Raw genomic sequence first — 12,007 nt, forward strand, 5'->3', positions numbered from 1 at the left:
TTCCGCGTCACTTCAGTTCGGCAGCAACGCCACGCGTCCGCCGGGCACAAACTCCACGACCCCGCCAAGCTCAAGCTCGGCCAGCGTCGCAAGCACTGCCGACACGGAGAACTGGCAGCGGCGCACCACATCGTCAACTGCTACAGGCGTCACGGAGAGAAGAGACCGCACGCTTTGCTGCACCAGATCGGGGTCGATCCAGTCGGCATCGGAGATGTCGCCCCATACAGACGTTGGTTCGGAAAAGCCGGTCAAAGGCGGGGTGTGGCGTGCTGGATGCTGCCATGGTGCAGGCTCACGCTCGGGAAGCTCAAGCGGTAGAGCCTGAAGAATATCGGCAATATTTTCTGTCAGGGTTGCCTGACCCGTTTTCAGCAGATGGTTGCCGCCCCGTGACCGGGGATCGAGCGGTGAACCCGGCACGACCAGAAGTTCACGATTGTAGGACTGGGCAAGATCGGCCGTGATCATCGTGCCTGATTCTAGCGCTGCTTCGATAATCAGGCATCCCGACGAAATCCCGGCGATCAGGCGGTTGCGCCTTGGAAAATGGCGGGCCTGCGGGGCGGTTCCGAGCAGCGCTTCCGTTACCAGACAGCCATTTTCGGCAATCTGCTGCTGAAGGGATGCATTTTCCGGCGGATAGGCATGATCCAGCCCTCCGGCGATCGCACCGACCGTCAGGCCGGGATGCAGTGCGGCGGCGTGTGCTGCCGAGTCGATACCCCGCGCCAGCCCGGAAACCACGCAGATTCCGGCATGAGCCATTTGGGCCGAAAGGCTCTCTGCAATCCGGATTCCCGCAGCCGAGGCATTGCGCGCACCTACCACCCCTACAGACCGCATCGACAGCTTCCGGACATCCCCGAGCGCGAACAGTACCGGTGGCGCATCCGGCACATGGGACAGGAGTAGCGGATAGTCTGCATCCCCCCGGACCAGCATTTTCCCGCCCAGTTTTTCAAGGCGTTCCAGTTCGTCCGTCATGCGAGAAACGGACGGAATGGCAGGGTCGTCCCGCCGCCCTGCTTTACGCATGCGTCCGGGCAGTGCTGCCAGAGCGGCTCCTGCGCTGCCATACTGCGTCATCAGTCGCGCAAAGTTGATCGGACCAACGCCCGTTGTTTGCGACAGGCGCAGCGTGTCGATTCGGTCTGCGGCAGAAACGACGGGAGAGGCGGCTGCGGAATCTGTCATAAGGTCTTTCTCCTTAAGGTAGATTCCTTAATAGGCACTTAAAAACATCAGGAACGGGGCGCTTGGTCCACGTTCACGCGCGGCTCTTGGCCCGTTAGAAGGCGTGCAATATTGCTCCAGTGTCGTGCCCAGATCAGCATCGAGACGAGCAGCGTCGCCACCGGGATCGGGGAGTGCAGCGCGCGTCCGGACAGCAGCACCATCAGCATCGGCGCGAGCAGAAATGCCGCCAGAGCCCCGGCTGAGGAAATCCGGCTCAGGCGCGCCACCAGCAGCCACACCACGCAGCAGGCCAGCCCGACCGGCCAGGACAGAACCCAGATCGTCCCGAGACCCGTCGCAACGCCCTTGCCCCCCTTGAAGCCGAGCCAGATCGGAAAACAGTGCCCGATAACGACAGCGACGGTTGCGACGGCCATGGTCATGTCGCTCGCGCCCGGAAAGAAAAACCGTGCGATTAGGACAGCGGCTGCCCCCTTGAGCGCATCCAGCAGCAGCGTGGCCGCTGCCAGACCGCGTCGTCCCGTGCGCAGGACATTGGTTGCGCCGATATTGCCCGAACCGATTTTGCGAATATCCCCGCCGCCAGAAAGCGCCGTCAGCAGCAGCCCGAACGGAATACTTCCGATGACGTAGGACACGAGGAACAGCAGGATGAGCTGTGCCTGAAAGCCGCTCACGAGCGGGCCTCCGCCAGCCCGTCAGCCGTGAAGACTTCCACGCCGCGCTTGAAGGTCCGCAGGACACGGCCTTTCAGATTCCGGCCGTCAAAGGGTGTGTTTTGCGCGCGTCCCGGCAGGTCTCCGGCGAGCACAGTCCACGAGCCTTCCGGATCGAACAGGCACAGATCGGCATCGCTCCCGACTGCCAGCGTTCCGGCCTCAAGCCCCAGCAGGGCGGCTGGAGCGGAGGTCAGGAGACGCAACGCATCTACGAGTGGCAGTCCCGCGCCGAGCGTGACGCCCAGCAGCGTGACCAGTCCGGTGCCGCCAGCACGGGCCTGCGCGAAAGGCAGCCGCTTGTCATCCGCGTCCGCCGGAGCATGGTCGGAGGCTACAGCGTCAATCGTTCCGTCCGCCAGTGCGGCACAGACGGCCTGTCGGTCCGTATTGTTGCGCAAGGGAGGCGAGAGTTTCGCGTAGGTGCGGAAGTCGCCGATATCGTCTTCGGTCATGGCGAAATAGGGCGGCGCCGTATCGCAGGTCACGCGTACGCCCCGCCTTTTGGCTGCACGGATCAGGTCCAGCCCTTCTGCCGTCGAGACATGCGCGAAATGCAGCCGCGCGCCTGTCATGGCCGCCAGACGCAGATCGCGGGCGATCATGATGGCCTCGGCTTCGGCCGGAACCTGCGGCAGGCCCATCCGCACTGCGCGTGCTCCGGCGGTGGCACAGGCCCCTTTAGCCAGAGACGGATCTTCCGGATGCTGCACCACGATGGCGTCCAGAAAGCGCGAATAGGACAGCAGGTTGCGCATCTGCTTGGCGTCCGAAATCGCGCGGGTTCCGTCCGTGAACGCCACGGCTCCAGCGTTGCGCAGAAGCCCGAGTTCGGCCATCTCACCGCCCTCGCAGCCGCGCGTCAGCGCGCCGTAGGGATGGATCGAGACCATACCCGTCTCTTCGCCCCGGACCCGCAGCAGATGCACGAGCGCCGGGTTGTCGATCGGGGGCGAGGTGTTGGGCAGGACCGCCATGGTCGTGATGCCGCCTGCCACGGCTGCCCGCGCCCCGGAAGACACGCTCTCGCGGTATTCCGATCCCGGCTCTCCGAGGGCCACGCGCATGTCCACCAGACCGGGACACAGGACGGCTCCCGCGCCATCAATGATCCGCGCGCCTTCGGGGACCGGTCCGTCTTCGCAGGCGACGATCTTGCCCTGACGCACAACTAGTCGCCCGATTTCGTCCCGGCTCGAAGCCGGGTCGATCAGGCGGACATTTTCAAAAACGATATCAGTCATACCGGCATCCGTGCCCGGGACAGACGGTCCAGAACCGCCATCCGCACAGCCACGCCCATTTCAACCTGTTCGGAAATCACGCTCTGATCCGAATCCGCCACGTCCGAGGCGATTTCGACGCCACGGTTCATTGGGCCCGGATGCATAACCAGCGCGCCGGGATTGGCCAGTGCCAGACGGCGGCGGTCCAGCCCAAAGAAATGGAAATATTCCCGCGCACTCGGCACCAGACCCGCCCCCATGCGCTCCTTCTGAAGCCGCAGGGACATGACGACATCCGCGCCGTCCAGCGCCTTGTCCATGTCCGAATATAGCTCGACATTGCCGAGCTCAGCCATGGCCCCCGGCAGCAGCGTCGGCGGGCCGACCAGCCGCACCCGGTTTCCGAATGCCGTCAGCAGATGGATGTTGGAACGTGCCACCCGGCTGTGTCCGACATCGCCGCAGATCGCGACCGTAAGGCCCTCAAGACGGCCGAAATGCCGGCGGATGGTCAGCGCATCCAGCAGCGCCTGTGTCGGATGTTCATGCGTGCCGTCGCCCGCATTGACGACGCTGGCTTCGACTTTCTGCGACAGCAGGGCGGGCGCGCCGGACTGCGCGTGGCGGATGACCAGCAGGTCACAACGCATGGCGTTGAGCGTCGCCGCCGTATCCAGCAGCGTCTCGCCCTTGTTCACCGAACTTGTGGCGACGGACATGTTGATGACGTCCGCGCCAAGCCGCTTGCCCGCGAGTTCGAAACTCGTGCGGGTGCGGGTGCTGTCTTCGTAGAACAGATTGATGACCGTCCGCCCCCGCAGCGCATCACGCGGCGCGGAGCGCGAACGGCTCAGCAGCGCATAGCTCTCCGCCAGATCGAGGAACGGCACGAGCTGTTCAGCCGACAGCCCCTCGATTCCCAGAAGATGCCGGGGGACGGAGGGCCGCTCAGCCATCGTTGGATACGGAAGCGAGAACGGCGGCGATGCGGGCCAGAACCTCGTCCTGTCCCAGCGCTGCGAGCGTCAGATCAATGCCCGGAGACGTCGTGGAACCGGTCATGGCCGCGCGCAGCGGCTGGGCCACGGAGCCGAGCTTGATCTCGTGTTTTTCAGCATAGGCGCGCAGCGTCGCATCGACGGTTTCCGGCGTGAAGTCCGAAAGCGCGGCCAGATCCTTGCCGACGCCCTGCAGAACCGTGCGCCCGTCCTCGCCCAGCAGCTTCTCGGCTTTAGGGGTGAAGGTCAGGGGCAGGGTGAAGCCTGCGAAAGCGGCATTGTCCGCCAGTTCCACGAGCGTCTTTGCGCGCTCCTTGAGGCCCGGCATCATCGCAAGGATGCGCGCGCGGGTCTTGTCATCCGTCACAACGCCGTCGCGACCTGCAAGGCGCTGCATGACGTCATCCGTCAGGCGCGCATCATCGGCAACGCGCATCCAGATCCCGTTCAGATGCGCCAGCTTGACGTAATCCATGCGGGACGGGGAGCGGCCTACGCCATCCAGATCGAAGAGCTTGATCTGTTCCTCGCGGGACAGGACTTCGGCATCGCCATGACCCCAGCCCAGACGCAGCAGGTAGTTGCACAGGGCTTCCGGCAGATAGCCTTCCTCGCGGAAATCCACGACCGACTGTGCGCCATGGCGCTTGGACAGCTTGGCGCCATCGGGGCCGTGGATCAGCGGCAGATGTGCGAAATGCGGCAGGTTCCAGCCCATGGCGCGATAGATCATGGCCTGACGGAACGTGTTCGTCAGATGATCGTCACCGCGCATGACATGGGTGATGTCCATATCGTGATCGTCCACGACCACGGCATGCAGATAGGTCGGCGTGCCGTCCGAACGCAGCAGGATCAGGTCGTCCATTTCGGAATTCGCGACCCGGACTTCGCCCTGCACCAGATCCTTGATGATCGTCTCACCGTCACGCGGGGCCTTCAGACGCACGACATACGGCGCACCGGCGGGCGCTTCGGACGGATCGCGGTCCCGCCATGTGCCATCGTAACGGGGCGGGCGCTTCTCGGCCATGGCCTTCTCACGCATGGCGGTCAGCTCTTCGGGGGTGCAGAAGCACTTGTAGGCCTGACCCTTTTCCAGAAGCTCAAGTGCCACTTCCGTATGGCGGTCCTGCCGGGCGGACTGGAAAACCGGTTCCGCATCCGCCTCGATTCCCATCCAGGCCAGACCGTCAAAGATCACGTCCACGGCTTTTTGAGTGGAGCGTTCCTTGTCGGTGTCCTCGATCCTCAGAAGGAATTCGCCGCCGTGATGACGGGCAAAGAGGAAATTGAACAGGGCGGCGCGGGCGTTGCCGACATGCAGCAGACCCGTCGGGGAGGGGGCAAATCGCGTACGGATGGTCATGCCGCCATCATATCATGCTCTGACCTGCGCTTCCATCCGCCTGCGCCAGCGGGGCTGCGACGCTCCGTCACGAGCCCGCGCTTTACAAAAAGCTAAGGTTCTTCAAGCGCGTGTGATTTCCAGCGGCCTCCCGAAGCGGCCTATTGTGACGTTCAATAGTCCGGGTGGTGCCTTTCCAATGAACAGACGCGATTTTAATGCCCTGCTGGCAGGGCTGGGTCTGACCTTCGGAGAGGGGAAGATCCATCACGCCAGCGCCACGACCTCCCGTGTGGATGTCTTTACGCTGCGCGCCAATGACTGGGTTCCGAACAATCCGGAACTCCCTGTCATCGTCTATCGCAATGCGCTCGAAGCCGGGCCGGATCGCGAAGCGGTGTATGAAGACCTGTTCAGCCGGAACGGCTGGCCGCCGCAGTGGCGCAACGGTGTCTATCCGTTTCATCACTATCACAGCCTTGGTCATGAAGTTCTGGGCTTTTCCAACGGTTCCGCACGCCTGATGCTGGGAGGGCCGAACGCCCGGACGGTCGAGGTGCGCGGTGGCGACATCGCCGTGCTTCCGGCCGGAACGGGGCACTGCAATCTCGGATCGGACACGGAGTTCACCGTCATCGGCGCCTATCCACCCAACCAGTCTTTCGACATCCTCCGCGCCGCGCCTACGGCGGAGCAGAGTGCCCGTATTCACGGCCTGCCATTCCCGAAAACCGATCCGGTTCAGGGTGCAGCAGGCGTCCTCGCACGGGAGTGGCACCCATCATGACGGGTTTTCCTCTCAGGCGGCGTCCGTTCCTCGCAGCGCTTGCTGGTCTGGCCACGGTCAGCAGCGCCAGTGCGGTCGAGGCGACGAGCCAGAAAATGCGGATCGGCATTATCGGCACAGGTCATGTCGGTACGACGCTGGCGGAGCTCTGGGTTCATGCGGGTTATCCCGTCATGGTGTCATCGCGCTCCCTGAGCGAGGCGCAGTCTCTGGCCACATCGCTGGGCCCGCTCGCCACGGCCGGAACCCCGGCGCAGGCGGCGGCCTATGGCGATGTGGTGGTGCTGGCCGTCCCCTATGGTGCTATTCCGCAGCTCGGCCCGCAGCTCAGCCGGACGTTGTTGGACAAGGTTCTGCTTGATCCGTCCAATCCCTATCCCTGGCGGGATGGGGCGATTGCGGACACGGCGCAGCGGGACGGGGCGGGGGTGACGACACAGCGTTATTTCCCTTCGGCGCATGTGGTGCGGGCGTTCAACTCCATCGATATGACCACGCTACGTTCCGAGGCGCATCGCGCTTCGCCGCTTCTGGCGGTTCCGGTGGCGGGGGATGATGCGCAGGCTGTCTCGCAGGTGACGACGCTGGTGAGGGCAGCCGGATTCGACCCTGTCGTGACCGGCAATCTTGCGACCGCAAGGCTGTTTCAGCCGGGGAGCACCGGGTTTGAACTGGAGCGGGATGCTACCGGTCTGAAACAGGCGCTGCACCTTCCGCAGTAGATTGAGCCGCAGGAGGCGCTGACCTTAATCGGGGAGGCGCGTCCTGCGGAAAAATCCGTTACGGTTCTGTTTGTGAAGACAGAACCCCTTTCCGTCCCGGACCTTGATCCGCGCGAACTACTGGAGCGCGAAGAAGGCCTCGACCTTGTGCCGAAGCTGCCTTCGCCCCTGATCCGGTCTATGCTGGATCAGGGGCGGCAGATGATCTGCTGGCTTCCGGTGGCAGTCGGGCTGGGGGCCGTGTTCTATCTCGTCCTGCCGTTTGAGCCTTCCATCCTGTCTGTTGTGTTTGGCACTCTTTCGATGGGGCTGTCAGGGGCAGCGTGTCTCCGGTGGGGCTGGCAGCGGCTGTTTCCGCGCCTGCTGGGGTTTGCGCTGCTTGCTTTTGCGGCTGGTTTTGGTGATCTGGCTTTTCAAGCCTGGATTCAGCCGCCCATGCCGGTGTTGCCGACCCATGCCACCGTTCTGACGGGCCGCGTACAGTCGCTGGAAATCCTACCGCCCCGGAATGATGACGAAGATGACGGCCATCGCATCACTTTGGCCGATGCCGTGTTCGACACGCCCGTTGATGCCGGAATGGCCCCATTGCGCCGGACGCTGCATATTCGCCTGCGGGACGATGACGATCTGTTGCCCGAGCCGGGAAGCACGATCAGTCTGCGCGCGATGCTGCGGCCGCCGCCACCGCCGTCATGGCCCGGCGGACGCGATCTTCAGCGCGAGGCATGGTTTTCGGGACTGGCGGGAAGCGGTTATGCGCTGGGGCCAGTCAGTCTTTCAGGCGCAGCGGTCCGGGCTTCATGGATCGAGACCCTGCGCGAGGCTGTCGCGTTCCGCACGGCAGCTGTGCTGCCCGACCAGACCGCCGCCATTGCCGCCACGCTTCTGGCCGGTGAAGCCGGAGGGATTGACCAGCAGACGCGGGAGGCATTTTCCGCATCTGGGCTGGCGCATCTTCTTGCTGTGGCGGGGTTGCATCTGGGGCTCGTAATGGCGGCTGTGATCGTGACGCTGCGGTGTGGTCTGGCGTCGATTGAATATGTCGCCCTGCGCTGGCCCTGTCGGCAGATCGCCGCCGTTTCGGGGTTGTTGGCCGGGGCGGGCTATGTGCTGTTGACGGGGGCGCATCTGCCCAGCCTGCGGGCACTGGGCATGGCGAGCCTCGTGACGCTGGCCATTGTGACCGGGCGGCGTGTCCTGTCCATGCGGTCTTTGTCCATTGTGGCGTTGCTGATCCTGCTGGTTTCGCCGGTGTCGGTCGTGGATGTGTCGTTCCAGATGTCTTTCGCCGCCGTGATGGGGCTGATTGCGGGCTATGGTGTGCTGCGTGAGCCGCTTATGCGGCTGCGCGGGGAGGGGAAGTGGTACAGGGTTGTGGCGTCCTATGGCGCGGCCCTGACGCTGACGAGTCTTCTCGCCGGCTTGGCGACGCTGCCGGTCAGTATGGCGCATTTCGGGGCGTTTCAGCCGTGGTTTGTGCTGGCCAATCTTGTGGCCGTGCCGCTTGCAGCTGTCTGGATCATGCCGGTTGGGCTTCTGGCGCTTGTTGCCATGCCGTTTCATGCCGAAGCGCCGTTTCTGAAACTCATGGGCGTGGGCATCCGCATCGTGCAGGCGCTGGCGGAGCGGGTGGCGGCGTTTCCGATGGCGCATCAGCCTGTTCCGGCCATGCCGGGCTGGGGGCTGCTGTTCGTGATGCTTGGGCTGTGTTTTCTGTGCCTGTGGAAAGGCCGGGTTTCTCTGGTCGGTCTGCTGCCGGTGGCGATCGGGGTGGCGTCGATCTGGCTGGTCCCGAAACCGGATATTTTCGTGTCGGCGGATGCGGGGCTGATGGCGGTGCGCCGTCCGGACGTTCTGCTGGTCGGTCCGCATTCCGGTCTGGAACGCCGCACGCTGGAAGACTGGCAGCAGGCTCTGGCGCTTCCGGTGGCGCCTCTGCCGCCGGACTGTCTGGCTGGTTTATGCCGGATCAGCGTCGAGGCGCAGACTGTTCTGCTGCGTCCCCGGGACTCATCGGATGGCGCCATTCTCCCGGATGCGCGGCAATGCGACGGGGTGAGCCTGTTCATCAGCGCATCTCCCGCCCGTAAAGGCTGCGCGGATGTGCCGTCCATCGACCGGTTTTCGGTCTGGCGCGACGGGGCTTATGCCGTGTTCGCCGGGCGTGCCCTTACGATTGTTTCGGATCGGAGCTGGCGTGGAAACCGGCTCTGGGTGCCGCCCGTGGGTTGGCACGGCATGCCGAACCTGCCTCTGGCTCAGTCCGAGTAAGGCCTGAATTTTCAGGCCGTGGCTGTTTTGCGTGTGGACGGGGCTACCATGCGTTTGTCTGGATACAGGCACCATGTCGTGGCCGGGCAGCGCCAGCATTCGGGCGCGCGGGCCTTGCAGACATAGCGTCCGTGCAGGATCAGCCAGTGATGCGCCGGGCGGAGCATGTCTTTCGGGATGCGGGCGACCAGCCCGTCCTCGACCTGTCGCACGGTTTTGCCGGGGGCCAGACCGGTGCGGTTACCAATGCGGAAGATGTGGGTATCGACCGCCATCGTATCCGCGCCGAATGCGACATTCAGCACGACATTTGCCGTCTTGCGCCCCACACCAGCCAGCGCTTCGAGCGAGGCCCGGTCGGAGGGGACCTGTCCGCCGTGACGCTCCAGCAACTGGTGGCAGAGCAGGTCCACATTATGCGCTTTCGCCCGCCACAGGCCGATGGTGCGGATATGTCGCGCAATGCCCTCTTCGCCGATCGCTGCCATGGAGGTCGGGTCGGGGGCTTCCTCGAACAGGCCTTTCGTCGCCTTGTTGACGGATTTGTCCGTCGCCTGTGCCGACAGCACGACGCTGACCAGAAGTTCGAACGGATTGCGGAACACCAGTTCGCTTTCCGCATCGGGATTGGCTTCGGCCAGTGCCGTGATGAAGGCTTTGGCGGCCGCCTTGCTCATGGCCCGCTTTGCGGTTGCGGGGGCATCGGTCATGACGGGCACTCCAAGAGGGTGTGTTGCCGGGGGTGTGTTGCGTCTGGTCCGGACACACAGCAAGATACGGCAAAGTTCTGAAAACTCCATGCCATCACACCCCATGCCATTACACCGTGGCCTGTTCTGCATGACATCGCAGACCGGCAGACGGCGGAGCGCCCTGTGCCTGATACCGTGTCCGATACCCCTCTTCCCATGAGTCGCCAGCAGCAGGAGGGCCGCAAGCAGGAGGTGTCCTTCACGGACGTCCTGTCTTTCGTCTGCAGCCGCTGGTGTGACCATCCTCTTCTGCTGGCCAAGACGCTTGGGGGCGTTGCCCTCGCCACGCTGGCCGATGTTTGCACACCGGTTCTCGCGGGCCGTCTGGTGGAGGATATTTCCCGCCATGCCGCAGGCCCGGCTGTGGAGAAAACCTCGGAACTGCTGCATCTGCGCGATGATGCGGGGTTGATGGTCGCGGGGCTGATCGTCCTCGGGCTGGTGGGGCTATTTGGGCGGCGTTCGTCTTTCATCGGGATTTCGCATCTCACGCTTGCCATCATGCACCGCGTTGCCAATCAGGCGTTTGATCGGGTGCAGCGCTTCTCGACGGACTGGCATGCCAATAATTTTGCCGGTTCGACCGTCCGTAAGTTGACGCGTGGGATCTGGGCGATTGATACGCTGGACGATACGCTCCTGCTCCTGATCGCGCCGGAAGTGCTGGTTCTGGGCGGGACGACGGCGGTTCTGATGTTTCGCTCACCGTTGATGGGTTCGGTTCTGGCGGTTTCGGTCGTGCTGTTCGCCACGCTCTCCATCCTGCTGACCCTGCGCTATGTGGCGCCGACGGCCCGCGCGTCCAATGAATGGGACACGAAAATGGGTGCGGCCATGGCGGATGCCGTGACCTGCAATCCGGTCGTTAAGGCATTCGGTGCGGAAAACCGCGAGGACGACCGGCTCGACAGCATCATCCGGGGTTGGCGTCAGCGCACACTGACGACATGGGTCCGGGGCACGAATAGCGCCAATCTTCAGGCTCTGGCTTCGCTCGCCATGCGGATGCTGCTGATCGGGCTGGCTGTCTGGCTGTGGTGGGGAGGGAACGCTGGTCCGGGGGATGTGGCGTATGTTCTGACCATGATGTTTCTCGTGCAGGGGTATCTGCGCGATCTGGGGCAGCAGGTCAGTCAGGTGCAGCGTTCGGTCAATGAGATGGAGGAACTCGTGGCGATTTTCCGTCGCGATCCCGCCATTCAGGACGCAGACGATGCCCAGACGGCGCGTTTCACGACAGGCGCGATCCATTTCGAGCATGTGGACTTCCAGTATCCGGGGCAGGTCAAACCGCTTTACCACGACCTGAGCATCGACATCGCGCCGGGCTCCCGCGTGGCGCTTGTCGGGCCGAGCGGCTCGGGCAAGACGACCCTGACAAAGCTGCTTCAGCGTCTTTATGACGTGAATGGCGGGCGGATCGTGGTGGACGGGCAGGATATCGCGCATGTGACGCAAGACTCCCTGCGCGCGCATATCGCCATTGTTCCGCAGGAACCGGTGCTGTTTCATCGCACGCTTGCGGAAAACATCGCCTATGCGCGCCCCGATGCGAGCCGTGCCGAGATCGAAGACGCTGCCCGTCTGGCCAACGCGGCACCGTTCATCGAGCGGCTGCCCGAGGGTTACGAAACCATGGTCGGCGAGCGTGGCGTGAAGCTCTCGGGCGGCGAGCGCCAGCGTATTGCCATCGCCCGCGCCTTTCTGGCCGATGCACCCATCCTGATTTTCGACGAAGCGACGTCCAGCCTTGATTCCGAGTCCGAATCCCTTGTGCAGGACGCGATGCGTCGCCTGATGCAGAATCGGACCGTCATCGTGGTGGCGCATCGTCTCTCGACGGTCATGGAACTGGACCGCATCCTCGTGTTCAGTCAGGGCGCTTTGAAAGAAGACGGAACGCACGCCGAACTGATTACGCGCGAAGGCGGGATCTATCGCCGCCTGTTCGAGCTTCAGTCTCTGGAGGGCTGAGGCCGGAAGG

General features: G+C 63.8%; 10 protein-coding genes. 4 read left to right on the forward strand and 6 right to left on the reverse strand.

Translation table 11 applies throughout. The features are described from left to right. Positions 1 to 12: 12 nt before the first annotated feature. Genes dprA through gltX form a run of 5 tightly spaced genes read right to left on the reverse strand, consistent with a single transcriptional unit; the run spans position 13 to position 5,509 of the window. Positions 13 to 1,197 carry a DNA-processing protein DprA gene (gene dprA, locus HKD28_RS13165; RefSeq protein WP_194268703.1) on the reverse strand — a complete coding sequence of 395 codons (1,185 nt, stop codon included), beginning with the start codon at positions 1,195 to 1,197 and terminating at the stop codon, positions 13 to 15. Positions 1,198 to 1,244: 47 nt separating this feature from the next. Then, the gene (gene plsY, locus HKD28_RS13170; RefSeq protein WP_194268704.1) at positions 1,245 to 1,877 is read right to left on the reverse strand and encodes a glycerol-3-phosphate 1-O-acyltransferase PlsY; all 633 of its coding nucleotides are present in this window, start codon (positions 1,875 to 1,877) and stop codon (positions 1,245 to 1,247) included. Then, positions 1,874 to 3,160, reverse strand: coding sequence for a dihydroorotase (locus tag HKD28_RS13175; protein WP_194268705.1), 1,287 nt, complete (start codon positions 3,158 to 3,160; stop codon positions 1,874 to 1,876). The genes plsY and HKD28_RS13175 overlap by 4 nt, the downstream gene beginning before the upstream one ends. Continuing rightward, positions 3,157 to 4,098, reverse strand: coding sequence for an aspartate carbamoyltransferase catalytic subunit (locus tag HKD28_RS13180; protein WP_194268706.1), 942 nt, complete (start codon positions 4,096 to 4,098; stop codon positions 3,157 to 3,159). Before HKD28_RS13180 ends, HKD28_RS13175 begins: the two co-directional genes overlap by 4 nt. Beyond that, on the reverse strand, positions 4,091 to 5,509 hold the full coding sequence (gene gltX / locus HKD28_RS13185) for a glutamate--tRNA ligase (RefSeq protein ID WP_194268707.1): 1,419 nt from the start codon (positions 5,507 to 5,509) through the stop codon (positions 4,091 to 4,093). Before gltX ends, HKD28_RS13180 begins: the two co-directional genes overlap by 8 nt. A gap of 178 nt (positions 5,510 to 5,687) precedes the next feature. Here gltX and HKD28_RS13190 point away from each other — a divergent pair, with 178 nt between their 5' ends. The 3 genes from HKD28_RS13190 to HKD28_RS13200 all read left to right on the forward strand — a co-directional run bounded on the left by HKD28_RS13190 (position 5,688) and on the right by HKD28_RS13200 (position 9,271). Then, positions 5,688 to 6,275 (forward strand): cupin, encoded by a 588-nt coding sequence (locus HKD28_RS13190; protein ID WP_194262835.1) that lies wholly within the window; start codon positions 5,688 to 5,690, stop codon positions 6,273 to 6,275. After that, complete coding sequence (locus tag HKD28_RS13195; protein WP_194268708.1) at positions 6,272 to 6,997, forward strand: NADPH-dependent F420 reductase; 726 nt, start codon at positions 6,272 to 6,274, stop codon at positions 6,995 to 6,997. The genes HKD28_RS13190 and HKD28_RS13195 overlap by 4 nt, the downstream gene beginning before the upstream one ends. A gap of 72 nt (positions 6,998 to 7,069) precedes the next feature. Beyond that, a complete protein-coding gene (locus tag HKD28_RS13200) occupies positions 7,070 to 9,271 on the forward strand; it encodes a ComEC/Rec2 family competence protein (RefSeq protein WP_328750568.1) in 2,202 nt (733 codons plus the stop codon). A gap of 11 nt (positions 9,272 to 9,282) precedes the next feature. On the opposite strand, the gene nth is transcribed toward HKD28_RS13200, so the two are convergent. After that, positions 9,283 to 9,981 (reverse strand): endonuclease III, encoded by a 699-nt coding sequence (gene nth, locus HKD28_RS13205; RefSeq protein WP_194268709.1) that lies wholly within the window; start codon positions 9,979 to 9,981, stop codon positions 9,283 to 9,285. A gap of 198 nt (positions 9,982 to 10,179) precedes the next feature. On the opposite strand from nth, the gene HKD28_RS13210 reads away from it, so the two are divergent. Beyond that, positions 10,180 to 11,997, forward strand: a complete 1,818-nt coding sequence (locus HKD28_RS13210; RefSeq protein ID WP_207729003.1) for an ABC transporter ATP-binding protein — start codon at positions 10,180 to 10,182, stop codon at positions 11,995 to 11,997. Positions 11,998 to 12,007 lie beyond the last annotated feature (10 nt).

Origin of the sequence: Gluconobacter cadivus, assembly GCF_015244745.1 — a bacterium.
Classification (GTDB): Bacteria; Pseudomonadota; Alphaproteobacteria; order Acetobacterales; family Acetobacteraceae; genus Gluconobacter; species Gluconobacter cadivus.

Coding starts and splice junctions, on each gene's coding strand:
- dprA (WP_194268703.1), bottom strand. CDS start 1,197: ATGACAGATTCCGCAGCCGCCTCTCCCGTCGTTTCTGCCGCAGACCGA.
- gltX (WP_194268707.1), bottom strand. CDS start 5,509: ATGACCATCCGTACGCGATTTGCCCCCTCCCCGACGGGTCTGCTGCAT.
- HKD28_RS13190 (WP_194262835.1), top strand. CDS start 5,688: ATGAACAGACGCGATTTTAATGCCCTGCTGGCAGGGCTGGGTCTGACC.
- nth (WP_194268709.1), bottom strand. CDS start 9,981: ATGACCGATGCCCCCGCAACCGCAAAGCGGGCCATGAGCAAGGCGGCC.
- HKD28_RS13210 (WP_207729003.1), top strand. CDS start 10,180: ATGAGTCGCCAGCAGCAGGAGGGCCGCAAGCAGGAGGTGTCCTTCACG.
- HKD28_RS13195 (WP_194268708.1), top strand. CDS start 6,272: ATGACGGGTTTTCCTCTCAGGCGGCGTCCGTTCCTCGCAGCGCTTGCT.
- HKD28_RS13180 (WP_194268706.1), bottom strand. CDS start 4,098: ATGGCTGAGCGGCCCTCCGTCCCCCGGCATCTTCTGGGAATCGAGGGG.
- HKD28_RS13175 (WP_194268705.1), bottom strand. CDS start 3,160: ATGACTGATATCGTTTTTGAAAATGTCCGCCTGATCGACCCGGCTTCG.